The organism is Nocardia sp. NPDC050175, assembly GCF_044459885.1.
Classification (GTDB): Bacteria; Actinomycetota; Actinomycetes; order Mycobacteriales; family Mycobacteriaceae; genus Nocardia.
The window spans coordinates 1-21,661 of sequence record NZ_JBITJI010000011.1; the positions used below are offsets into that span (position 1 = coordinate 1).

Here is a 21,661-nt window from a genome sequence, read left to right on the forward strand (position 1 = left end):
GGTCAACGCCTTCGCGATCACCTTCGCTGACCGCTGGCCCAACGCCCAAACCTACTGAGAGAAACCGCCGGAAACACCGTTAGCGAGATAGTCCCAGGTCTGCTGAAGCTGTGAGCGACAGCGGAGGCTGAGTCGGAAATGGGTGGCGGCGGGGGCCGAGTCTTTGACACTCTTCGACCATGGTCGACAGAGCTTTCAGTGAGATGCGGTTGGCGGCGGTATATGACCGGTTCAATCCGTGGGAAGCGCGGGGGGACTTCGGGTTTTATCTGCCGATGATCATGGATGCGCGGTCGGTGCTCGATGTTGGGTGTGGGACTGGGGAATTGCTGCGGCGGGCTCGGGGAGCGGGGCATCGGGGGCGGTTGTGTGGGGTGGATCCGGCGGTTGGGATGCTGGAAGTTGCACGGGGGCAAGGGGATATCGAGTGGGTGTTGGGGGATGTGGGGGCGGTTCGGGGGCGGGAGTTCGAGTTGGTGGTGATGACTGGGCATGCGTTTCAAGTGCTTGTCGAGGATGTGGAGTTGCGGTCGACGTTGGCGGTGATTGCGTCGGTGTTGACCTCTGATGGGCAATTCGCGTTCGAGACGCGGAATCCGCTTGTGCGGGAATGGGAGACGTGGGATCGGCGGTACTCCGACGTGGTGTCGGATGCGGCGGGGGCGGTGGTGCGGTGCGTGTGCGAGGTTGCCGAACCGGTTGAAGGGGAGCTGGTTTCGTTCACGCACACCTTCACGTGTGATCGGTGGGATCAGCCCGAGGTCAGTCATAGCACGTTGCGGTTTCTCGGCCAGGATGCGTTGGGCGCGTTTTTGTCCGAGGCGGGGTTGGTGGTCGTGGAGCAGTTCGGGGATTGGGATCGTAGTCCGCTGACGGCGGCCAGTCCGGAGATCATCACGGTGGTGCGTCGTGGTGGGTGAGGTCGGCGACGCGCCAGTGTCCGATTCGTTCAAGACCGCGAGCCGCCGCACGGGTTGACTGGGCGGTACGCAGCCGGCGTCGAGCGGAGGAGTGCACTCATGAAGGCCCACATCAACGCGATAACCCTGGGCGTGAGCGATCTCGAACGTTCGCTTCGCTTCTATCGTGAGGGTCTCGGCCTGTCCTCGCCGGGCATTATCGGCACCGAGTATGTCGCCGACGAGGAACAACCGGGTGGCTCGGCCGCCATGTTCACCTTGGATAACGGGCTCATCCTGTCCCTCTACTCGCGCGCCGACCTCGCCAAGGACGCCGCCCTCCCGGTCGGCCAGGTCACCGGGTCCCCGATGAGTCTCGGCTTGTTCGTCGACACTCGCGACGACGTCGATCGGATCCTCGACCAAGCCCGGCAAGCCGGTAGCACCATCGTTCGCCCGCCGCTCGAGCGGCCCTGGGGCATCTACTCCGGGTACTTCACCGACCCCGACGGCCACCTCTGGGAATTGGTCTACTTCCTGAACGGTCAGCCCCCCAACTGATTCCGGCATCGTGTCCAGGAATCATGACCTGTCGGCAAAGTCCGGGAGTGTCTGCCTGTCAACAGGATTCGATGGGATTGACGAGCCGACCGGTCGGCTGAATGTTGTGCGCATTCATGGGACGTTTGATAGTGGATCTTGGTAACATCTGCTCGACAGAGGCGTTCGAACAGCACGCGTCGAGTGTCCGGTAGCGCCTCTCCTGGGAGGTGTGTCAGCTTGTCTGGTCATGGAATGGGCATCGGTCGCCTGCTCACCGCGGTGTTGTGCGTGGGAGTGTTGGTCGGCGGGTGTACCTCGAGCTCCGATACGAATACCGCGTCGAGTACACAGACATCGGCGCCGGGGCAGGCGGGGACCTGGCCACCGACCGAAGGCCGGGGAAAGTGCGAGGTCGATAAACAGACCGACGTTCCCGCGGCCATGCGGGACGGGACGATCCTGCGGGCGGATGTGTACCGCCCCAAGACCACTGATCCGGTCCCCGTCATCCTGATGCGCACCCAGTACGGGAAAACCGCTGCGCAGATCCAACCTTCGCGCTACCAGACCCCGGACTGGTTCGCCTCACAGTGCTATCTGGTTGTGATTCAAGACATTCGGGGCCTCGGCAAGTCGGACGGCGTCTTCACCGAGTTCGACAACGACATGCGTGACGGCTACGACAGCGTCGAGTGGGCGGCCCAATTGCCCGGCACGAACGGCAAAGTGGGCATGTACGGCTCGTCCTATATCGGCGCGACCCAGTGGCTCGCCGCGGTCGAGACCCCGCCGCATCTGGCCGCCATCGTCCCGGCCAACACCGCGTCCGACTACTACGACGGCTGGACCTACGAGGGCGGCCAGTTCCGGCTCGGTTTCGTCGAGCCGTGGGCGATGGGCACGATCGGGCTGGAAGCGGCCGAGCAGCGCCACGACACCGCCGCGGTGAACCAGATCCAGGCGGCCATGCAGAACGCCACCCAGTGGATGAATTTCCGTCCGTACAAAGACTTTCCGCCGATGCAGCCGGGCAATCCGGCGGTCGCGCCGTGGTATTTCGACTGGATCCACAACTCGACCTACAACGACTCGTGGAAGAACCGGAGCGTCCGCGAGCGCTACCAGAACGTGAAGGTGCCGGTGCTCGACATGGAGGGCTGGTACGACGCGTTCCTGTCCGGCGGCATCGAGAACTTCACCGGCATGGTCGACAAGGGCGGCACACCCGAAGCGCGGCAGAATCAGCGACTGGTGATCGGCCCATGGGACCACCTCGGCTGGGGCAGGCCGACCTCGACCATCGCGCCTCGGCTCGACCAGCTCGGACCGGTCGGCAACAGCCCGATCAACGAGCTGATGCTGGCCTGGTACGACCACTTCCTCAAGGGCGTGGACAACGGCGTCGCGGGCACCCCGCGGGTCGACTACTACGTGATGGGCGCCAACCGGTGGAAGTCGGCCCCGAGCTGGCCGCTGCCGCAAACCCAGTGGGAGACTTACTATTTCAACGGCGGCGGCGCGAACGGCACCGCGGGACGCACCGGTAAACTGGTCGAGCAGGCACCGACCGGACCGGCCGACGCAGACCATTATCTCTACGACCCGACCGACCCGGCGCCCAGCGTCGGCGGCCATTCCTGCTGCGGCGTCGGCACGGGTCCGCAGGGACCGTTCGATCAAGCCGCCGTCGAACAGCGTTCGGACGTACTGACTTACGACACCGAACCGCTCAGCGCCGACACCGAACTCACCGGCCCGACCACGGTGAAACTCTGGGCCTCCTCGACCGCACCCGACACCGACTTCGTCGCCCGCTTGGAAGTGCTTGCGCCGGACGGTTCCTCGGTCAACCTCAACAACGGCATCATCCGCGCCGCATTCCGCGACTCACTCACCAACCCGACACCGATCGTGCCCGGCCAGCCCTATCAGTTCACCATCAAGATCTGGCCGACCAGCTACCAGTTCAAAGCGGGCGACCGCATTCGAATCTCGGTGTCCAGCAGCGACTATCCGCAATACGCGCCGAACCCCAACACCGGCGAACCCTTCGGCGAGAGCACCCGCACCGAACAGGCCACCCAAACCATCTACAAGGACCCCGAACACCCGTCCTCGGTGACCGTCCCCGTCATCCCGTCCGGCAACAACGGCTCGACCACGTTCGACCTCACCCCGCACAAATAGAAACGACAATGGCGGCGTCGGGGACGCCGCCATTGTCTCGAGGGGAGAAACTAGTTCTTGAAGGTTTCGACCTTGTTGAGGACGACGTCGTCACGCGGCGCGCCGTCCGGGCCACCGTCCCTGGTGCCCGCGGCGGCGACGGACTGGAGCACGTCCAGGCCGCCGGTGATCCGCCCGAACGGGGTGTAACTCGGCGGCAGCGGGCTGTCCTTGTAGACCAGGAAGAACTGGCTGCCGTTGGTGTTCGGGCCCGCGTTCGCCATCGCGACGGTGCCCGCCGGGTAGGTGGCGCCGGCGAGGTTCTCGTCGGCGATCTGGTAGCCGGGACCGCCGGTGCCGGTGGCCGTCGGGTCGCCACACTGCAGGACGAAGATGCCGTTGGTGGTGATCCGGTGGCACCTGGTGTGGTTGAAGTACTGCTCGTTGGACAGGAACGCGAACGAGTTGACTGTCTGCGGTGCCTTCGGGTCCAGCGCGATATCGATTGCCCCGCAAGTGGTGTCGAGCTTCGCGGAGTAGGTGGCGCCGGGCTCGGTGGCCGGGCCGGGAGCCGGGTAGTTGTTGCGGGCGGTCACCGCGCCTTCCGCGGGCGCATTGCACTGCGCGGCCTGCTGCTGGGTGCGCACATCAAAGGTCTTCGCCGAAACACCGCCGGACGCGAACGCCGCGAGCGCCGCGGCGACCGCCGCGACACCGACCACGCGTAGCACGCCGCGCGGCACCCCGAACCGCCATCCTCGCTTGCCGTCCCCGAACTGCCGCCCCTGCACTTCGCTGCTCACCGCTAGGAATCTCCTTCGATCGGATTGCGCACCGGCTGATGCCGAGCCGAATCATTCCATCTCCCCGCCGTCAGCGTGCCGGGACCGCCTCGATCGCTGCGAATTCCACACACCAGCAGGTAAATAGGGGTCCTTCGCATAACTCACGGGTTCTTCGCCTGGCCGATGCATGTCCGTGGGCTATCGAATCCGGCGAAACGGCGCTGCCCGGAGCGATGACAGATGTCTCTGGGCTATGTAGCGAAGTGTGCGATTTCACGTCAGGCGCGGCGGATGCGGCGGTAAGTGGGGACGGCGACGGTGGCGGCGGCGAGTTCGGTGGCGAGCCAGTCGAGGTCGTTGTCGGTGAGCGGGGAGATGGTGATGCGGAGGTAGTCGGTCGGCGGGTGGTCGCCGACGATGAAGGGGCCGCCGGGCGCGGCTTTGATGCCTGCCGCAGCGAGGGAGATCATGGCGGCGTTTTCGTCGGCGACGGGCAGCCAGAGGTTGATGCCGTCGCCGCGCGGGACGGTGATGCCGCGGCGGGCCAGGGCGCGGCGGAGTTCGGCTGAGCGCCTGCGATATTCGGCGCGGGCGGTGGTGACGGCGTGGATAGCGGTTTCGTCGTCGAGCATGCTGAGCAGGACGCGTTGGAGGAGTCGGCTGGTCCAGCCCGCGCCGAGCATGCGGCGTTCGATGACCGGGTCGAGCAGGTCGGCGGGGCCGCCCGCGACGGCGAGGCGGAGGTCGGCGCCGTGGGACTTGGAGTACGAGCGGATGTGGACGGTGCGGCGGGGGACGCGGCTGCCGAGGGAACGCAGTGGGGCGGCGGCGATTCCGGCGGAGTGGTCGTCCTCGATGACGAGAGTGCCTGCGTCGAGCAGGATGTCGGACAGCTCGCGGATGCGGCGCGCGGTAAGGGAGACGCCGGTGGGGTTCTGGCCGCGCGGCTGCAGGATGAGTGCGGTGGCGTCGTAGTCGGTGATGGCGCGGGCGAGTTCGGCCGGCAGCAAACCGGATTCGTCCATTCGGACAGGGATGGGCCGGGCGCCGAGACCGGCGAGCAGGTCGAGAAACGGTGGGAAACAGGGATCTTCGACCGCCACCGCGTCACCGAGCCGGACGTGCGCCGACAGCAGCCGGTCGACGGCGTCCAGCGCGCCGTCGAGGACAGCGATCCGTTCCGCGCGAAAAGGCCAGTCGGCCCGGACTTTCGCGGCCAGCTCCGGCAGCACCGCCTCGCCGAGGTAGTCGGCGGCCAGGTCGCTTGCCCCGTCGCGGGTGAGGTCGCGCAGTGCGGCACCGAGATCGGGCAGTAGCTCCGGGTCGGGCGTGCCACGAGAGAGGTCGATGCGAAAAGCGCTGTAGGACGGCGGATGCAGCCGCTGATAACGGCCGACGGCGGTCACGGGCCTGGTGGCGACGGGCGCGCCGACAAAGGTCCCGGCCCGTCCACGCGCGACGATCGCCCCCGCCGCCGCAAGCGCCCGCCAGGCCTGATTCACAGTCGCAGGCGAAACCTTCAACTCGCGGGCAACTTCACGAACAGTCGGCAGCCTGGCCCCAGGCGTCAACGCCCCCGAACGAATCTGCCGACTCACCGCCGCCGCAATCCCCGCCGGTGTCCGATCATCCAACTCCGCAATGAACTGCCCCACCCCGTCCACTCCGGCAGCCGTCGGCTCAACCGTCACAACCCCACCCCCTCACCCGCACGACCCGCACTCTCTCTCGGGATCTGCACTGGCTCTGGGGCCCTATAGCGGGTGCGGGTGCCGAGAGAGGGTGCGAGGATCGGGCATCGACACGCAGCGTGCGCCTGCCGTGCTCGCGGAGGACTGCGTCTTGCAAGTAGTGGACCCCACCCCAGGCGGCCGCGCCGCTGCTCACCCGCGGACTCCGGCCGGCGCGCGCAGGCGTCATACGCATGGGCGCTGTGCCTCCGATTCGCTCGCTCACACCGTCATTCTGCGTCGGGTGTGGCGGCGGAACTACGACCAGAATCAAGGTTTACGGCTACGAAACTGTTTCCGCAATCTTGTAACACAACCGAATTGGTTCGGAGTGAAGTATAACAAAGCATGGGAATCGTTCGAGCCGCGCTCGTCCAGACGAACTGGACCGGCGACAAAGAGTCCATGATCAAAGCGCACGAGGATTACGCCCGTCAGGCGGCCGCGCAGGGCGCGAAGGTGATCTGCTTCCAGGAGCTGTTCTACGGCCCGTATTTCTGCCAGTTGCAGGACGCGAAGTTCTACGAGTACGCGGAGTCGGTGCCGGGCCCGACGACGGAGCGATTCGCCGCGCTGGCAAGGGAATTGGGCATGGTGATGGTCCTGCCGGTGTACGAGCAGGAGCAGCCGGGCCTGCTCTACAACACCGCGGCGGTGATCGACGCCGACGGCAGCTACCTCGGCAAATACCGTAAGCACCACATTCCGCATGTCAACGGCTTCTGGGAGAAGTTCTACTTCCGGCCGGGCAATCTGGGCTGGCCGGTGTTCGATACCGCGGTCGGCAAGGTGGGCGTCTATATCTGTTACGACCGGCATTTCCCGGAGGGCTGGCGCGCACTCGGCCTGGCCGGCGCGGAAATCGTGTTCAACCCGTCCGCGACCTCGCGCGGCCTGTCCGGCTACCTGTGGAAGCTGGAGCAGCCCGCCTCGGCGGTGGCCAACGAGTACTACATCGGCGCGATCAACCGGGTCGGCATCGAGGAGTACGGCGACGACGACTTCTACGGCACCAGCTACTTCGTCGACCCCGAGGGCAAGTTCGTCGGCGAGGTCGCCTCGGACACCGACCCCGAGCTGGTGATCCGCGACCTGGACCTGGATCTGATCAAGACGGTGCGCGACCGGTGGGCCTTCTATCGCGACCGCCGCCCGGACGCCTATGGTCCGCTGGTGGCTCCCTGAGGCCGGGCGATCACATGACACTGACCTTCATCCACGGCGGCACGGTGGTCTCGGCCACCGGATCGCAACTGCTCGACGTGCTGGTGGACGGCGAAACCATTGTCGCCGTATTACAACCCGGCGCGACCGCCCTCGGCGCGGACCTCACCGCGACCGCCGAGGTGGTCATCGACGCGACCGGCAAATACGTGATTCCCGGTGGCGTGGACGGACATACGCACATGCAGATGCCGTTCGGCGGCACCGAGGCGTCCGACACCTTCGAGACCGGCACCCGCGCCGCCGCCTGGGGCGGCACCACGACGATCGTCGACTTCGTGGTCCAGACGCCGGGGGAGCGGTTGCAGGACACCCTCGGCGCCTGGCATCAGAAGGCGGCGGGCAAGTGCGCGATCGACTACGGCTTCCACCAGATCATCGGTGAGGTCAACGACGAATCCCTCAAGGGCATGAGCGAATTGGTGTCCGAGGGTGTCACCAGCTTCAAGCTGTTCATGGCCTACCCCGGCGTCTTCTACTCCACCGACGGCCAGATCCTGCGCGCCATGCAGTCGGCGGGCGATCTGGGCGCGCTGCTGATGATGCACGCGGAGAACGGGATCGCCATCGACGTGCTGGTCGAGCAGTCCATCGCACGCGGCGACACCGCTCCGTACTTCCACGGCACCAGTCGCCCGTGGCAGATGGAGGAGGAGGCCACCCATCGCGCGATCATGTTGGCGCAGTTGACCGGTGCGCCGCTCTATGTGGTGCACGTATCGGCGAAGCAGGCGCTGGAACAGATCGCCACCGCACGGGGCAACGGCCAGAACGTGTTCGGCGAAACTTGCCCGCAGTATCTGTACCTCTCGCTCGAAGAACAGTTGGGCGCACCGGGTTTCGAGGGTGCCAAGTGGGTGTGCTCGACGCCGCTGCGGTCCAGGGCCGAGGGGCATCAGGACGAGCTGTGGCGCTACCTGCGCACCGGCGACGTGACAACGGTCAGCACCGACCACTGCCCGTTCTGCATGAAGGACCAGAAGGAAATGGGCATCGGCGATTTCAGCAAGATCCCGAACGGGATCGGCGGCGTCGAGCACCGGATGGACCTGATGTTCCAGGGCGTCAAGAGCGGTCAGATCTCCCTCGAACGCTGGGTCGAGGTCTGCTGCACCACGCCGGCCAGGATGTTCGGCATGTACCCGCGCAAGGGCGTGATCAGTCCCGGCGCGGACGCCGACATCGTGATCTACGACCCCAACGGGCACACCAGCATCGGCCTCGGCAAGACCCATCACATGAACATGGACTACTCGGCCTACGAGGGCTTCGAGATCGACGGCCACGTCGACACCGTGCTCTCCCGCGGCCGGGTGGTCATCGACAACAGCGCGTACCTCGGCAGCGCCGGGCACGGCCGGTTCGTCAAACGCGAACTGTCGCAGAACCTGATCTGACAGCCAAGCTGTCGCCGACCTCGAAACGGAGAGTGCCGCATGGACATCGGTGTGGTGCTGCAATGCACACCCCCCGCCTCCCGGGTAGTCGAACTGGCCAGACAGGCCGAGACCCACGGGTTCTCGCACGTCTGGACGTTCGACTCGCACCTGCTGTGGCAGGAGCCGTACGTCATCTACAGCCAGATCCTCGCCGCCACCAGGAAGGTCGTGGTCGGCCCGATGGTGACCAACCCGGCCACCAGGGACTGGACCGTGACCGCGTCCACCTTCGCCACGCTCAACGACATGTTCGGCAACCGCACCGTGTGCGGCATCGGCCGCGGCGACTCGGCGGTGCGCACGCTCGGCGGCAAGCCGACCACCCTGGCCACCCTGCGCGAATCCATCGAGGTGATCCGGGAACTCGGCAACGGGCGCAGTGCCAGGGTCGGTGACACGATCGTGCGGTTCCCGTGGGCGGCCGCCTCCAAGCTGGAGGTCTGGATGGCCGGATACGGTCCGCGCGCACTGGATCTCACCGGCGAGGTGGCCGACGGGTTCATCCTGCAGCTGGCCGACCCGGACATCACCGCGTGGACCATCGCCCGGGTGCGGGCTGCTGCCGAGCGCGCGGGCCGTGACCCGGGGTCGGTGAAGATCTGTGTCGCCGCACCGGCTTACGTGACAGACGGGTCGGACGCCGCGCTGGCCCACGCCCGTGAACAGTGCCGCTGGTTCGGCGGCATGGTCGGCAACCACGTGGCCGATATTGTCGCGAAATACGGTGCGGGCAGCGATGTTCCGGCCGCGCTCACCGAATACATCGCGGGCAGGCAGGGTTACGACTACAACCAGCACGGCCGCGCGGGTAACACGCATGCCGACTTCGTCCCGGACACCATCGTGGACCGCTTCTGCCTGCTCGGCACGCCCGACGACCAGCTGACCCGGCTGCGTGAGTTGGAGAAGCTCGGCGTCGACCAGTTCGCGGTCTACCTGCAGCACGATGCGAAGACCGCCACGTTGGAGGCGTACGGCGAGTCGGTACTGCCCCGGCTGGCCCACCCGGTCACCGCGACGGAAGGTGCCTGATGACGGGGTTGATCGTCGGTGTCGTCGCGGCGGTGGCGTTGGTGCTGATCGAGTTCGGTCCGCACCGCGTCGATGACCAGGTGGCCGTGGTGAATGCGGAGGACGAATGAGGATAGGGCCTGGAACGGCCCGCGTTGGTTACGCGGTCACCGTTCTGGTGCTGGTGCTCGCACTCTGGGAGTTGGTGAAACTCGTTGTCCCGGAACGTGGTGTGAGCCTCGGCGACCAGCGAATCCTGCCGCGCACCGGAGACGGCGCGCTGCCGCATGTGTGGTCGGTCGTCACGGTGCTGGGCGAGCGGGACAGTTCCGGCACGGTAGGCCAAACCTTGCTCAAGACAGCCGGATTCACGTTCGGACTGGCTATGCTCGCGCTGCTCATCGGCACCGTCGTCGGAGTCGCGCTGGCGATCCTCATGCAGCGCTTCGCCTGGGTCGAACGCGGATTGTTGCCCTACATCATTGTCTCGCAAACGGTTCCGCTGATCGCGCTGGCCCCGCTGGTGGCCGGCTGGGGCGGCAAGATCGTGATCGCGGGTGAGCCGTGGCGGCCGTGGATGAGCATCGCCGTGATCGCGTCGTACCTGGCGTTCTTCCCAGTGGCGGTCGGCATGCTGCGCGGACTACAGGCACCGTCGAAGGCGTCGGTCGAACTGCTGCACAGCTATTCGGCCAGCTGGTGGGAAACCTTGGTGCACTTGCGTTTTCCGTCCGCCGTCCCACACCTGTTACCCGCCTTGCGTTTGGCAGCGGCCGCCTCGGTGATCGGTGCGGTGGTCGCGGAGATCTCCACCGGCACTGCGGGCGGCATCGGCCGCCAGATCATCGTCTTCGCCCAGCAGGCCACCGGCGACGCTTCCCGGCTCTACGCGGCCGTATTGGCCGCCGCTCTGCTCGGTGTCGCGGTCACGGCCGTCGTCGGCCTCGCCGAACTGGCTCTGCGGCGCTACAGCCGACCGGCGGGCGCGTCGCGCTCGCTGAACGGAACCTCATGAACCACCGTGCCGCAACGGGCAGCGCCGATCTCGGACGCACGCCGCGTCACCACCAACTCGATGCGCTGGTCGGCGGACGTCCAATGACCATGAGCACCCGGACCGTCGAACCCGAATCCGCGCACTGCTACGACCGTCCGCCCCGTGAGGCAGGCAGCTTTCCAGGAGGTATCCGTTGACCGCCAAAGCACGACCGGCCGTCGCCACGGCGACATCAGCGCCGGATTCGGCGGAGCAGGTGGGTGCCGTCGAACTCGCCGAGCCGGCCGCCGAGCGCATCGCCGCGGTGGAACTCGCGGACGTTGGCAAAATCTACGCCGCAGGCTCGGTCACCGCACTGTCGGATGTCTCATTGACCGTCGCCGCGGGCGAATTCGTCTCGCTCATCGGCCCGTCCGGCTGCGGCAAGTCGACCCTGTTGCGCATCATCGCCGACCTCGAGCAGCCGACCGGCGGCACCGTCACGGTGCACGGCAAGACGGCGCGGCGGGCGCGGATCGACCAGGACTACGGCATCGCCTTCCAACAGTCCGGACTGCTGGACTGGCGCACGGTGCAGGCGAATGTCGAACTGCCACTCGAACTACACAAGGTGCCGAAGAGTGAACGTCGCGCGCGCAGTGCGGAATTGCTCGAGATGGCCGGGCTGACCGACTTCGCCAAGCGCTATCCCGCCGAACTGTCCGGCGGCATGCAGCAGCGGGTCGCGATCGTGCGCGCGCTGGCGCCGAAGCCGTCGCTGTTGCTGATGGACGAACCGTTCGGCGCGCTCGACGAGATGACCCGCGAGCGGATGCAGGGTGAGCTGCTGCGGATCGCGGGGGAGACCGAGGCCGCCGTGGTCTTTGTGACGCACTCGATTCCGGAGGCCGTGTTCCTCTCGGACCGGGTGGTGGTCATGTCGCCGCGACCGGGGCGGATCACCGAGATCGTGCCGACCGGCGGCTGGGGCCGACGCGACGCGGCCGAGGCGGGCGACGATGTGCGTTCCAGCCCAGCGTTTTTCGAGGCGGTGGCCGCGGTGCGCGAGGCGCTGCGCGGTGGTCACGGCGATACCGGTGGGTCGGTGTGATGACGTCCTGGAAAACGGCACTGCCGTGGCGAACAGTCCTGCCGCCGTTGGTGTTCGGCATCGGTGGGCTCGCGCTGTGGCAGGTGCTGACCGTCGTCGCCGGGGTGCCCTCGTTCCTGTTGCCCGCGCCCACCGCGATCGCGAGCGAGTTCACCGAGAACTTCAGCCGCATCGCCGACGCGGCGACCGCCACCGGCACCAATGCACTGATCGGCCTGCTGGTCGGCGCGGTGCTCGGCATCGTCGCCGCGATGCTGGCCATCCGGTTCCATCTGGTCGAGGGACTGCTGACGCCACTCTCGGCCGCGGCGGCCGCCGTGCCGATCGTTGCCCTTGCACCCCTGCTGAATTCGATGTACTCGACCACTACGGACACGCCGCGCCGGATGGTCGTCACCATCGTCGTGTTCTTCCCGATGTTCGTCAGCACGGCCCGCGGCTTGCGCCAGGTCCCGCAAGTGCACACCGACCTGATGACGTCCTACGCGGCGGGCGGCTGGCAGGTCACCCGCACCGTCCGGCTGCCCGCGGCGCTGCCGTACCTGTTCACCGGCCTGCGCATCGCCGCACCGGGCGCGGTGATCGCGGCCATCATCGCCGAATACTTCGGCGGGCTGCAGAACGGCCTCGGCAGCCGCATCACCTCCGCCGCCGCCAACACCGCCTATCCCAGGGCGTGGGCCTACGTGGCGGGCGCCGTGCTCGTCGGCCTCCTTTTCCTCGCCGCTGTCCTGTTACTCGAACAACTCACCCGTAGACCCCGCACCACCCTCTGGAGATCTAGATGACGAAGTCCACCAAGCGATTCCGTACCTGTTTGGCGCTCGCCGCGCTGGTCGCGGCCGCGCTCACCGGTTGCAGCACCACCGACAGCTCCTCCGGCACCACGGCCGACGGGCTCACCAAGGTGCGCCTGCAGCTGCAGTGGTTCAAACAGGGACAGTTCGCGGGCTACCTGGCCGCGGTCGACCAGGGTTTCTACAAGGAACAGGGCTTGTCGGTCGAAATCCTCGACGGCGGAACGGATATCGTCCCGCAGACCGTGCTCGCACAGGGCCAGGCCGACTACGCCATCGCCTGGGTGCCGAAGGCGCTGGCCTCCCGCGAGGCGGGCGCGGGCATCACCGACGTGGCGCAGATCTTCCAGCGCTCCGGCACCAAGCAGGTGTCGTTCAAGTCGGAGAACATCCCCAATGCCGCCGCGCTGCGCGGCAAGACGGTCGGAAACTGGGGCTACGGCAATGAATTCGAGCTGTTCGCCGGCATGACCAAGGCGGGAATCGACCCGGCCAAGGACGTCAAGCTGGTGCAGCAGCAGTTCGACATGAACGCCTTCCTCGGCAAGGACATCGCCGCCGCGCAGGCCATGTCGTACAACGAGTACGCCCAGCTGCTGGAGACCAAGAACCCGGCCACCGGAAAGCTGTACACCGCAGACGATTTCGCCACCATCGACTGGAACAGCGAGGGCGTCGCGATGTTGCAGGACGCCATCTGGGCCAACACCGAGAAGCTGAAGGACGCCAAGTATCAGGACCAGACGGTGAAGTTCATCGCGGCCTCGCTGAAGGGCTGGATCTTCTGCCGCGACAACGTGGACAAGTGCCGCGACATCACCGTCGCCGCGGGCAGCACGCTCGGCGCGTCCCACCAGCAGTGGCAGATCAACGAGGTGAACAAGCTGATCTGGCCGTCGCCCGCGGGCATCGGCATGGTCGACAGCACGGCCTGGGCCAGGACCGTGCAGATCGCCAAGGACACCAAGAACCAAGAGGGCGCAACGGTTCTCAAGAAGGATCCCGACGCGAGCGCTTACACGAGCGACTACGTCATGAAGGCACTGGAACTGCTGATGTCCGGTGGCATCGATGCGACCGGTGCGCACTACGCGCCGCAGCAGGTCACGCTGACCGAAGGGGGCAAGTGATTTGACCGATCACGTCTTCTATCCGTGGGCCGCGCAGGCCGAGCTGAACCCGCCGGCGATCGTCGGCTCGTCGGGCTCCTACTTCTGGGACGACAGCGGCAACCGCTACCTCGACTTCTCCTCCCAGCTGGTGAATGTCAATATCGGACACCAGCATCCGGACATGGTCGCCGCGATCATCGCCCAGGCCCAGCTGCTCACCACCATCTCGCCGACCGTCGGCAACGCGGCGCGCAGCGAACTGGCCGAGCTGATCGTCGAACGCGCACCCGGCGACCTGAACCGGGTCCTGTTCACCACCGGCGGCGCGGAAGCGGTGGAACACGCAGTGCGGCTGGCCCGTAGCTTCACCGGCCGCACCAAGATGCTCGCCGCATACCGCTCCTATCACGGCGGCACCGGCGTCGCGATCGGGCTGACCGGGGAACCGCGCCGCTGGGGCGCCGAGCCGACCAACGTCGACGTGGTGCGCTTCTTCGGCCCGTACCCCTACCGATCACCCTGGGGTACAAGCACTCCCGAGGAGGAGACGGCGGCGGCACTGACCCATCTGCGGCAGGTGATCGAGCTGGAGGGGCCGCAGAACATCGCGGGTCTGATCCTGGAGACGGTGGTCGGCACCAACGGTGTACTGATCCCGCCGCCGGGCTATCTCGCCGGAGTGCGCGCGCTCTGCGACGAGTTCGGCATCGTCTACATCGCCGACGAGGTGATGGTCGGCTTCGGCCGGGTCGGCGAGTGGTTCGCGGTGCAGGCCTTCGACGTCGCACCGGATCTCATCGCCTTCGCCAAGGGCGTGAACTCGGGCTACGTCCCGCTGGGCGGCGTGCTCATCGCCGAACGCATCGCGCAGCGCTACGACCACACCGTCTATCCCGGCGGCCTCACCTACGCGGGGCACCCGCTGGCCTGTGCGGCGGGCGTCGCCTCGATCGGCATCTTCGAGCGTGACGGCATTCTCGACCACGTGCGCTCGGTGGGCGCCGACGTGCTCGGAAAAGGCTTGCAGGACTTGACTTCTCGGCACCCGAGCGTCGGCGAGGTGCGTGGTCTCGGCTTCTTCTGGGCACTCGATCTGGTGCGTGATCCGCAGACACGGGAACCGCTGATCCCGTTCGCCGCCGCCGGTGCGGCCGCCGAGCCGATGGCGAAGGTGACCGCCGCCGCGAAGGCGCGTGGTCTCTGGCCGTTCAGCGTGGGCAACCGTTTTCAGATCGCGCCGCCGCTCACCACAACGGCGGACGAGCTGCGCATCGGGCTGGCGATCGTCGACGAGGTACTGAAAGTCGCTGACGAATACGTGAACTGACGCCGGTAGGCCCCGTGAGCCGCTCGCGGGGCCTCAGCCCTCGTCGTCGGCTTGCAGTTCCCGGAACACGGCCAACGCGGCCGGTTGGCTGGCGAAGTCCAAGCGCTTTGCCTTGTGGTTGACTTCGCCGTCGGTGGCCAGCGATACCGGGGCACCGTCGACTCGAACGTCCAGGTGCCCGACGCGCTGATGCACGTAGGTATCCGAAACATCCAGTGTCCCAGTGAAGGTGGCGAAGATCAGGCGGAGGCGCGAAAAGCGGAGGTCCGCACGGAGATAACGGACGTCGAGGGTGCCGTCGTGCAGTTGCGGGCGCGACATCGGGATCTGGTCCGCCGGGTGGTATGCGCCGTTGCCGAGGAACAACATCCAGAGGGCGCTGCGCTTACCGTCGATCGTGCAGTGCAGGGGTTGCGCGCGAAACAGCACGCACAGCATGGCGAATCCGGCCGCGGGCCACTTACCTACCCGGCGTTCCCAGCGTTCGCGTAGGCGGACGAAATCGGGGTAGCCGCCGAGGCTGGCGGTGTTGACGAAGGTGCGTTCCTCGCCGTCGTCCAAGCGCACCCGGGCGGTGTCGATGAGGACGAGCTGACCCGAATCGAGCGCGGCGAGCGTCGTCACCGGATTCTCCACGCCGATGTCACGCGCGAAGTGGTTCAGCGTCCCACCGGCGAACACCGCCAACGGAAGGTTGTGTCGCACAGCGGCTTCCGCCACGGTCGACACCGTCCCGTCACCGCCGAGCACGCCGAGCGCCGCGATATCGTCGCGCCGCACCCGGGCATCGATCTCGGCCTCGAGGTCGATGTCGCCCTGAAGTTCGAGGATCTGCGCCGCGGACAGCCGCGAGCGCAACAGATCCGCCAGCTCGCCGCCGTCGTCGGTGCCCGAGGACGGATTGACCACGAACAGCATCCCGCGTCCCTCGGGGAGCGGTTCGGTCCGCTTCTCGGGCCCGAGCGTGGCGGGCTCGTCGTCACGCACCGCCCACCAGCGCCGGGTCGCCAGCGCGACACCGGAACCCAGCGCCGCACCGACCACCACATCGGAGGGCCAGTGCACGCCGATGTGCACCCGCGAGTAGGCGACAGCGACCGCGAGGGGCGCGATCACCGCGGCCGTACCAGGCGCCTCCAGCGCCACCGCCGTCGTGAACGCCGCCGCGGAAGCCGCATGGCCCGACGGGAACGAGGAGGACACCGGCGGTTTCACCAGCCGCCGCAACAGCGGCACCGCCTCCACCGGCGGCCGCCGCCGCGGGAACAGCGGCTTCGCGACACCGTTCGCCAGGCCGCTGGCCAGGCTCACCGCCGCGAGACCGCGCACCGCTCCGCGCCGCTGGGCCCGGCCGCCCGCCACGAAGAGCCCGGCGGCGATCGCCATCCAGAGGCGACTGTGATTGGCGCTCATGCTGAGTGAACGCAGGGCATGGTCGGCGGGCGTCGGTCGCAAGCGCGCGGTGCGCTGCACGAGGCGGCGATCCAAGGCGTTGATCCGGTTCAGTCGTTTACGCATCGTGTCGAGCTTATCCAGCAAAACGCCCGTCAAACGGTGCCGCCGCAGGTATGTCGGTCACGGTGTCGGAGCCGCTCGGTACCCTGCTCGCATGACGGAGATCTGGCACAACCCGCAGTGCGCCAAGAGCCGCAATGCCACCAAATTCCTGGACGAGGCAGGCGTCGAGTACTCGGTGCGGCGCTACCTCGACGCCCCGCCCACCGCGGCCGAACTGCGGTCCGTGCTGCAGCGGCTCGGCGCCGAACCGTGGGACATCACTCGCACCGGCGAGCAGATCGCCAAGGATCTCGGCATCGCCAAGTGGGGTCGCACGGAGGCTGATCGGGAGAAGTGGATCGAGGCACTCGCCGAGCATCCGCGGCTGATCCAGCGGCCCATCGTGTTGACCGCCGACGGCGGCGCGGTGGTCGCACGCGACGACGCCGCATTGCGGTCGCTGGAATAAGCCGTCAAAGCACCGATAGTGGTGTCCCTGCCGCCGCGAATCAGCCGGTAGGGTCGCAGAATATGAAGGTACAACTGCGCCACAACCCCGCCTCGACCATCGCGCGGTGCTTCCTCGCGGGCGGCGAGCCGATGCGGGTCGAGAGCGGCGCCATGGTCGCCCATTCGGCGGGAGTCACGTTGGCGGCCAAGGCCGAAGGCGGCATCCTGGCCGGACTGAAGCGCTCGGTGCTCGCCGGCGAATCGTTCTTCGTCTCGACGTTCACCGCGCCGCAGCAGGGCGGCTGGGTGGATGTGGCGCCCGCGCTGCCCGGCGACATGCTGAATCTGCAGATCACCCAGGATCGCCCGTTCTTCATCAGCCGCGGCGGCTGGATCGCGAATTCCCATGGGGTGCAGGTGGAAAGCAAGTGGGGCGGCTTCGCGAACCTGTTCGGCGGCGAGGGCGGCTTCGGTCTGCGCGCGCATGGTGACGGCGAGATCGTGGTCGGAGTGTTCGGCGCGATCGATGTGATCGATCTGCAGCCGGGGGAGCCGATCACCATCGACACCGGGCACGTCGTCGCCTACGACCTGGCGATGAACTTCACCATCCGTCGCGCGGTGGTCGGCCGGTCCATCCAATCGCTCAAGTCCGGTGAGGGTTTCGTCTTCGACTTCGTCGGGCCCGGCCGGGTGCTGCTGCAGACGCGCAACCCTGGCGCTTTCGCTGCGTGGGCAAGTTCGGTAGCCTCCTCCGGGTAATCCGGCGCGGCGACCATCGGCGTTCACGCGGTGTTCAAGCCTCGGCCCTGTCGGTCGTCAAGGTTCCGGTGCTCATCGATAAAGCCAACAATCGGAGAATCATGGAATTGCTCGAAGTTGTCGCCAACCTCTTTACCTCCATCCTGTCGCTGGGTAGCGGCAGCGCGGCCTGATCAGCGTCGCTGAGTAAGACGAGCGCTCGAGCGCTCAGCTGAGTAGATCGCCGACGAGTACCCGGGTGTCCGGCACGAACGGCCACTCCGGGTCGGCCAGGTGGGCGCGCAGTTCCGCGTCGGTCCACCACCAGCCGTCGGCGATCTCCTCTTTCTGGTGGCGGATCGGTCCGTCGTAGCGCAGTTCATAGGCGAAGACGTGGCAGCGCATAGGATTCCCCAGCCACTCGCCGTCCCAAGCCGCCTTTGCCGCAGGTCGGAGCGCTTCGGCGCCGGGCACCGTGATGCCGAGTTCCTCGGCCAGTTCCCGCACGGCCGTCTCCTCCGGCGATTCCCCCGGGTCGACCACGCCACCCGCCAGGCAGTCGTGCATGCCCGCGAACACCATCTTGGTGTCGGTGCGGCGATGCACGTAGATCCGCTCGCCGTCGCCGGAACGAACCAGCACACCGGCGCTCGCGTGCCACATGCCGTCGCGGTACACCGCAGCCCGATCGGCGGACCCGACCACCCGGCCCGCCGCGTCGTAGACGGCGATCATCTCGGACTTCTGCTGGACTCGTTCCGGCTGCGCTGACACCGGTCGAGAGTAACCTTAGGCGCGCCCGCCGACTCGAGAGAGGACAGCGCCGATGGTGCTTCCACGCGCACTGGCGAAATTCAACCGGTATGCCACCAACCCCGCCGCAGGACTGTTCGCCGGCCGCGCGCCCGGCTTCGCCCTCCTGCAGCACAAAGGCCGAAAGTCCGGGCGCGAGTACCGAACTCCGGTTTCGGTGTTCCATCGCGACGGTGTCTACCGCATCGCGCTGACCTACGGTCGCAACGTCGACTGGGCCAAAAACATCAGTGCCGCAGGCACTTTCACCCTGCACACCCGCGGCAAGACCATCGAGTTGACCGATCCCGCTGTCCTGCACGATCCGTCGGTGCACTGGGCGCCGGTAGCGGTGCGTCCGTGGCTGAAGGCGTTGTCGGCCGAGTACTACGTCGAAGCCCGCCCCGCAGCCGAGTAGCGCTCGCCGATTTCCCGCTGATCGCCAGGTTGTGATCGGGGGCCGAGCCTCGAATCACGTTGGCGGGCAAACCGGTCGTAGCACCGGCCGGATGGGGCGGAAACCGCGACATGGTTTCCGCCCCATACTCATGTCAGCGGCCTACCGGCGGCGGACGGGTTTGGCACCGACCTTCGGGGTCGACTGTGTGCGAACAGCTTTGGCGCCGGGTTTCGGCGCTGACTGTGCGCGGACCGGCTTGGGAGCCGACTGCGGGTGGACGGGTTGGGCGCCGACCTTCGGGGCCGACGGGGTGCGGATGGGCTTGGCGCCGGGCTTCGGGGCCAGCTGGGCGCGGGCCGCCGCGGTCTGTTCGGCCTCGATGGCGGCTTCGGCGTCGAGGCGGCGGTAGACGAAGTGTTGTTGGGCCAACGTCCATGCGTTGCTGGTGACGAAGTACAGCAGGATCGCCAGCGGGACGAATGCGCCGCCGATCAGCGCGAACGCGGGGAAGGCCCACAGGGTGAGTGGGCGCATGATCGCGGCGATCTGGGCGGGGGTTTCCTGGCGGGTCAGCGACGCGCGGGCGGTGAAATGTGTTGCGACAGCGGCGATCAGCATCAGTGGGATGGCGATGACGGCGACCGTTGCCAGCAGGTCGCCCGAGCCGGCCAGGATGGTCGACAGCGGGGCGCCGAAGATCTTGGCGTGCAGGAAGGACTGGACGTCGGTGGCGCTGAAAACGTAATTGGGTGTCGCGGCGTTTTGCTCCGGGGTCATCGGGTTCGCGACGGCCTGGAAGGGGAGGTGGCGGAGTCCGGCGGTGCGATCGAACGAGCGCAGTACGTGATACAGGCCGATGAAGGCCAAAACCTGACCGATCAACGGAATCAGTGTCGCGAAGCTATTGATGCCGTTGTCTTTATTCAGTTTCCGTTGTTCGGTCAGTAGGCGTCGGGGGTCGCTTTTGTATTTTTCTTTCAGCCTGGAAACATCGGGTTGCAATTTTTTGACAATTACTTGCATGCGCGCCTGTTTCAGGAATGGCACAAAAAGGGCGGCGCGGAGGGTGAGCACGAGAAAAATCACCGAAAGGACCCAGGCGAGCCCGCTCGCGGGTCCGAAGGCGGCGGCGAAGAGATAGTGCCAGAGCCAGAGAATGGCGGACACGGGGTAGTAGACGAAGTCGAGCATGGACAGCACCTGACTGTGGGCGTGCGTGCGCGCACGAGGACGGAAGGGTTTCGACGACAACGCCGACGACACCCCGCAGCAGGTGCGGAGTGGACGTCAGGCGGTCGGGAACCCTGGTGCTCGTGGGCGCGGACGCCCCGGGGTGTCCGGATTGCTCTGGCGCAGGAAAGAGCCACGTCGGCGCCGTTGCGCGGACGGTGGCGGGCCGGAGCCGACGAGTGCGAGCGGCAGTGCGGCGGCCGGGTGCAGCGTGGCCAGCGCGACGAACAGCGACGCTGCGACCATGCCGACGACGGCGACCGAACCGGGCTCACCCGCCGGTATCGCGAAGAGCACGAGCGCGGGCAGCACGAATGCGACAACCGCATACGCCATCAGCTGAGCCCGCGAGATCATGTTTCGAGCATACTGCCCGGCACGCCGACCGGCCCCGTCATCCCGGACGAACGCCGGATCGAGTCGTGAGATGAGGTCACTGCTCGATCCGGCGTTCGCCGGAATGCCGGGGCCGGTCGGGAAACCGTCAGCTCAGAGGCTGATGTCCCAGTCGACGTCGCGACTCATCATCGACGGCGGCAGCCCGAAGGTCCGCCGACAGGTCCGGGTCAGATGCGAGCTGTCCGCGAACCCGGCCGAGGCCGACGCGGTCGTCACATCGTCACCGGCCATCACGCCGTTCATCGCGATGTGCAGCCGCAGCCACAGGATGTACCGGCGCAACGGAATACCGACCTGTTCGGTGAACAGATGGGTCAGCCGCGTCGCCGAAATCCCCAGCTGCCGCGCCACATCCGAGCCGCGCACCGACCCGCCCTTGACCATGTCGGGCAGCAACTGCAACGCCGCGGTCACCACACCGTGCCGATCGTCCAATCCCGCTGTCGCGTTGTCCCGCAGCAGATCCGCGAGGACGTCCGCCACATGCTCGGCCAGTTTGCCGTGCGCGGGATCGACACTGAGTGTGTGCACCCATCCGTGCAGGTGCGCCCGCCGATCGGCCGCCGCACCGGCGATGGTTTCCGGATCCAGATAGATCGCGATGCCATGGCTGGCACCGCCGCAGACCCGATGTGGCGCATCGGTGGGCACCACGATGTGTGTGCCCTGCCGCCGCACCCCACTGCCGTCCACGATGGAGATAGGTGTGCACGCGGCCATCACCTGCACCGCGTGATGGGCATGTAGTTCGGTCGGTAGGATCTCGCCTTCGAAGGCCAGAATGCCCGGCCGGAGCAGGGCGCTGCCCTGCCACTGTGCCGCGGCGGTGTCGTCGGCGCACGATGACGTCGAGAAGTCGTTGCTGACCAGAGCCTTCATCATCGGACGCTCCCGGCTTTCACGAGAAAATTCTCGCTGGATCCTGTGCTGAGACTATCGGGTTCGGCTACCCGGTAGTCGTGCTTTGTCAATCGTTGCGGCCCGAACAAGCCCGCCTGTCCGCGGCGCGACAGCCTCGTCTTCGAGGGTGTC

22 protein-coding genes are annotated in these 21,661 nt (G+C 66.9%); 15 read left to right on the forward strand and 7 right to left on the reverse strand.

What is annotated here, in order from left to right:
* The first annotated feature begins 203 nt into the window (after nucleotides 1–203).
* From ACIBK2_RS31670 to ACIBK2_RS31680, 3 genes are all read left to right on the forward strand, one after another.
* Complete coding sequence (locus tag ACIBK2_RS31670) at nucleotides 204–920, forward strand: methyltransferase domain-containing protein (protein ID WP_396972528.1); 717 nt, start codon at nucleotides 204–206, stop codon at nucleotides 918–920.
* A 99-nt stretch (nucleotides 921–1,019) separates the two neighbouring features.
* Nucleotides 1,020–1,460 carry a VOC family protein gene (locus tag ACIBK2_RS31675; protein WP_396972530.1) on the forward strand — a complete coding sequence of 147 codons (441 nt, stop codon included), beginning with the start codon at nucleotides 1,020–1,022 and terminating at the stop codon, nucleotides 1,458–1,460.
* A gap of 234 nt (nucleotides 1,461–1,694) precedes the next feature.
* Nucleotides 1,695–3,629 carry a CocE/NonD family hydrolase gene (locus ACIBK2_RS31680; protein WP_396973047.1) on the forward strand — a complete coding sequence of 645 codons (1,935 nt, stop codon included), beginning with the start codon at nucleotides 1,695–1,697 and terminating at the stop codon, nucleotides 3,627–3,629.
* A gap of 50 nt (nucleotides 3,630–3,679) precedes the next feature.
* Here ACIBK2_RS31680 and ACIBK2_RS31685 read toward each other — a convergent pair whose 3' ends face one another.
* Nucleotides 3,680–4,411, reverse strand: coding sequence for a peptidylprolyl isomerase (locus ACIBK2_RS31685; RefSeq protein ID WP_396972532.1), 732 nt, complete (start codon nucleotides 4,409–4,411; stop codon nucleotides 3,680–3,682).
* A 260-nt stretch (nucleotides 4,412–4,671) separates the two neighbouring features.
* Nucleotides 4,672–6,084, reverse strand: coding sequence for a PLP-dependent aminotransferase family protein (locus ACIBK2_RS31690; RefSeq protein ID WP_396972534.1), 1,413 nt, complete (start codon nucleotides 6,082–6,084; stop codon nucleotides 4,672–4,674).
* Between the two features lie 387 nt (nucleotides 6,085–6,471).
* On the opposite strand from ACIBK2_RS31690, the gene ACIBK2_RS31695 reads away from it, so the two are divergent.
* The 8 genes from ACIBK2_RS31695 (at nucleotide 6,472) to ACIBK2_RS31730 (ending at nucleotide 15,120) form a co-directional block, all read left to right on the forward strand.
* The gene (locus ACIBK2_RS31695) at nucleotides 6,472–7,308 is read left to right on the forward strand and encodes a nitrilase-related carbon-nitrogen hydrolase (RefSeq protein ID WP_357389285.1); all 837 of its coding nucleotides are present in this window, start codon (nucleotides 6,472–6,474) and stop codon (nucleotides 7,306–7,308) included.
* Between the two features lie 14 nt (nucleotides 7,309–7,322).
* Nucleotides 7,323–8,744 (forward strand): dihydropyrimidinase, encoded by a 1,422-nt coding sequence (gene hydA, locus ACIBK2_RS31700; RefSeq protein ID WP_396972536.1) that lies wholly within the window; start codon nucleotides 7,323–7,325, stop codon nucleotides 8,742–8,744.
* Nucleotides 8,745–8,783: 39 nt separating this feature from the next.
* Nucleotides 8,784–9,818, forward strand: coding sequence for a TIGR03842 family LLM class F420-dependent oxidoreductase (locus ACIBK2_RS31705; RefSeq protein WP_396972538.1), 1,035 nt, complete (start codon nucleotides 8,784–8,786; stop codon nucleotides 9,816–9,818).
* Nucleotides 9,819–9,924: 106 nt separating this feature from the next.
* Nucleotides 9,925–10,812 carry an ABC transporter permease gene (locus tag ACIBK2_RS31710; RefSeq protein ID WP_396972540.1) on the forward strand — a complete coding sequence of 296 codons (888 nt, stop codon included), beginning with the start codon at nucleotides 9,925–9,927 and terminating at the stop codon, nucleotides 10,810–10,812.
* A 175-nt stretch (nucleotides 10,813–10,987) separates the two neighbouring features.
* On the forward strand, nucleotides 10,988–11,884 hold the full coding sequence (locus tag ACIBK2_RS31715; RefSeq protein WP_396972542.1) for an ABC transporter ATP-binding protein: 897 nt from the start codon (nucleotides 10,988–10,990) through the stop codon (nucleotides 11,882–11,884).
* Nucleotides 11,884–12,672, forward strand: a complete 789-nt coding sequence (locus tag ACIBK2_RS31720) for an ABC transporter permease (RefSeq protein ID WP_396972544.1) — start codon at nucleotides 11,884–11,886, stop codon at nucleotides 12,670–12,672. Before ACIBK2_RS31715 ends, ACIBK2_RS31720 begins: the two co-directional genes overlap by 1 nt.
* Nucleotides 12,669–13,811: an ABC transporter substrate-binding protein gene (locus ACIBK2_RS31725; RefSeq protein ID WP_396972546.1), complete on the forward strand. Its 1,143-nt coding sequence runs from the start codon at nucleotides 12,669–12,671 to the stop codon at nucleotides 13,809–13,811. Before ACIBK2_RS31720 ends, ACIBK2_RS31725 begins: the two co-directional genes overlap by 4 nt.
* 1 nt (nucleotide 13,812) lies before the next feature.
* Entirely contained in the window at nucleotides 13,813–15,120 is a 1,308-nt protein-coding gene (locus tag ACIBK2_RS31730; RefSeq protein WP_396972549.1) for an aspartate aminotransferase family protein, read from the forward strand.
* Nucleotides 15,121–15,153: 33 nt separating this feature from the next.
* Here ACIBK2_RS31730 and ACIBK2_RS31735 read toward each other — a convergent pair whose 3' ends face one another.
* On the reverse strand, nucleotides 15,154–16,638 hold the full coding sequence (locus ACIBK2_RS31735) for a bifunctional phosphatase PAP2/diacylglycerol kinase family protein (RefSeq protein WP_396972551.1): 1,485 nt from the start codon (nucleotides 16,636–16,638) through the stop codon (nucleotides 15,154–15,156).
* 91 nt (nucleotides 16,639–16,729) lie between these two features.
* Between ACIBK2_RS31735 and ACIBK2_RS31740 the strand changes: the two genes are divergently transcribed.
* From ACIBK2_RS31740 to ACIBK2_RS31750, 3 genes are all read left to right on the forward strand, one after another.
* On the forward strand, nucleotides 16,730–17,086 hold the full coding sequence (locus ACIBK2_RS31740) for an arsenate reductase family protein (protein ID WP_396972553.1): 357 nt from the start codon (nucleotides 16,730–16,732) through the stop codon (nucleotides 17,084–17,086).
* 62 nt (nucleotides 17,087–17,148) lie between these two features.
* Nucleotides 17,149–17,829 (forward strand): TIGR00266 family protein, encoded by a 681-nt coding sequence (locus ACIBK2_RS31745; protein ID WP_379290395.1) that lies wholly within the window; start codon nucleotides 17,149–17,151, stop codon nucleotides 17,827–17,829.
* Entirely contained in the window at nucleotides 17,799–18,002 is a 204-nt protein-coding gene (locus tag ACIBK2_RS31750; RefSeq protein WP_396972556.1) for a hypothetical protein, read from the forward strand. Before ACIBK2_RS31745 ends, ACIBK2_RS31750 begins: the two co-directional genes overlap by 31 nt.
* Nucleotides 18,003–18,036: 34 nt before the next feature.
* On the opposite strand, the gene ACIBK2_RS31755 is transcribed toward ACIBK2_RS31750, so the two are convergent.
* The gene (locus ACIBK2_RS31755) at nucleotides 18,037–18,543 is read right to left on the reverse strand and encodes an NUDIX domain-containing protein (protein WP_396973049.1); all 507 of its coding nucleotides are present in this window, start codon (nucleotides 18,541–18,543) and stop codon (nucleotides 18,037–18,039) included.
* Between the two features lie 91 nt (nucleotides 18,544–18,634).
* Here ACIBK2_RS31755 and ACIBK2_RS31760 point away from each other — a divergent pair, with 91 nt between their 5' ends.
* The gene (locus ACIBK2_RS31760) at nucleotides 18,635–19,018 is read left to right on the forward strand and encodes a nitroreductase family deazaflavin-dependent oxidoreductase (RefSeq protein ID WP_396972558.1); all 384 of its coding nucleotides are present in this window, start codon (nucleotides 18,635–18,637) and stop codon (nucleotides 19,016–19,018) included.
* Nucleotides 19,019–19,159: 141 nt separating this feature from the next.
* Here the strand turns inward: ACIBK2_RS31760 and yidC are convergent, their stop codons facing one another.
* The 3 genes from yidC to ACIBK2_RS31775 all read right to left on the reverse strand — a co-directional run bounded on the left by yidC (nucleotide 19,160) and on the right by ACIBK2_RS31775 (nucleotide 21,511).
* The gene (gene yidC / locus ACIBK2_RS31765) at nucleotides 19,160–20,191 is read right to left on the reverse strand and encodes a membrane protein insertase YidC (protein ID WP_396972560.1); all 1,032 of its coding nucleotides are present in this window, start codon (nucleotides 20,189–20,191) and stop codon (nucleotides 19,160–19,162) included.
* A gap of 96 nt (nucleotides 20,192–20,287) precedes the next feature.
* Complete coding sequence (locus ACIBK2_RS31770; RefSeq protein ID WP_357389310.1) at nucleotides 20,288–20,587, reverse strand: DUF6412 domain-containing protein; 300 nt, start codon at nucleotides 20,585–20,587, stop codon at nucleotides 20,288–20,290.
* 132 nt (nucleotides 20,588–20,719) lie between these two features.
* The gene (locus tag ACIBK2_RS31775) at nucleotides 20,720–21,511 is read right to left on the reverse strand and encodes a helix-turn-helix transcriptional regulator (protein WP_396972563.1); all 792 of its coding nucleotides are present in this window, start codon (nucleotides 21,509–21,511) and stop codon (nucleotides 20,720–20,722) included.
* Nucleotides 21,512–21,661: the final 150 nt, after the last annotated feature.

Excerpts from the sequence above, each read along its gene's own strand:
- ACIBK2_RS31710 (WP_396972540.1), top strand. The coding sequence starts at position 9,925 with ATGAGGATAGGGCCTGGAACGGCCCGCGTTGGTTACGCGGTCACCGTT.
- yidC (WP_396972560.1), bottom strand. The coding sequence starts at position 20,191 with ATGCTCGACTTCGTCTACTACCCCGTGTCCGCCATTCTCTGGCTCTGG.
- hydA (WP_396972536.1), top strand. The coding sequence starts at position 7,323 with ATGACACTGACCTTCATCCACGGCGGCACGGTGGTCTCGGCCACCGGA.
- ACIBK2_RS31705 (WP_396972538.1), top strand. The coding sequence starts at position 8,784 with ATGGACATCGGTGTGGTGCTGCAATGCACACCCCCCGCCTCCCGGGTA.
- ACIBK2_RS31670 (WP_396972528.1), top strand. The coding sequence starts at position 204 with ATGCGGTTGGCGGCGGTATATGACCGGTTCAATCCGTGGGAAGCGCGG.
- ACIBK2_RS31760 (WP_396972558.1), top strand. The coding sequence starts at position 18,635 with ATGGTGCTTCCACGCGCACTGGCGAAATTCAACCGGTATGCCACCAAC.
- ACIBK2_RS31680 (WP_396973047.1), top strand. The coding sequence starts at position 1,695 with ATGGGCATCGGTCGCCTGCTCACCGCGGTGTTGTGCGTGGGAGTGTTG.
- ACIBK2_RS31755 (WP_396973049.1), bottom strand. The coding sequence starts at position 18,543 with ATGATCGCCGTCTACGACGCGGCGGGCCGGGTGGTCGGGTCCGCCGAT.
- ACIBK2_RS31770 (WP_357389310.1), bottom strand. The coding sequence starts at position 20,587 with ATGATCTCGCGGGCTCAGCTGATGGCGTATGCGGTTGTCGCATTCGTG.
- ACIBK2_RS31775 (WP_396972563.1), bottom strand. The coding sequence starts at position 21,511 with ATGATGAAGGCTCTGGTCAGCAACGACTTCTCGACGTCATCGTGCGCC.
- ACIBK2_RS31740 (WP_396972553.1), top strand. The coding sequence starts at position 16,730 with ATGACGGAGATCTGGCACAACCCGCAGTGCGCCAAGAGCCGCAATGCC.
- ACIBK2_RS31725 (WP_396972546.1), top strand. The coding sequence starts at position 12,669 with ATGACGAAGTCCACCAAGCGATTCCGTACCTGTTTGGCGCTCGCCGCG.
- ACIBK2_RS31695 (WP_357389285.1), top strand. The coding sequence starts at position 6,472 with ATGGGAATCGTTCGAGCCGCGCTCGTCCAGACGAACTGGACCGGCGAC.
- ACIBK2_RS31745 (WP_379290395.1), top strand. The coding sequence starts at position 17,149 with ATGAAGGTACAACTGCGCCACAACCCCGCCTCGACCATCGCGCGGTGC.
- ACIBK2_RS31720 (WP_396972544.1), top strand. The coding sequence starts at position 11,884 with ATGACGTCCTGGAAAACGGCACTGCCGTGGCGAACAGTCCTGCCGCCG.
- ACIBK2_RS31735 (WP_396972551.1), bottom strand. The coding sequence starts at position 16,638 with ATGCGTAAACGACTGAACCGGATCAACGCCTTGGATCGCCGCCTCGTG.
- ACIBK2_RS31675 (WP_396972530.1), top strand. The coding sequence starts at position 1,020 with ATGAAGGCCCACATCAACGCGATAACCCTGGGCGTGAGCGATCTCGAA.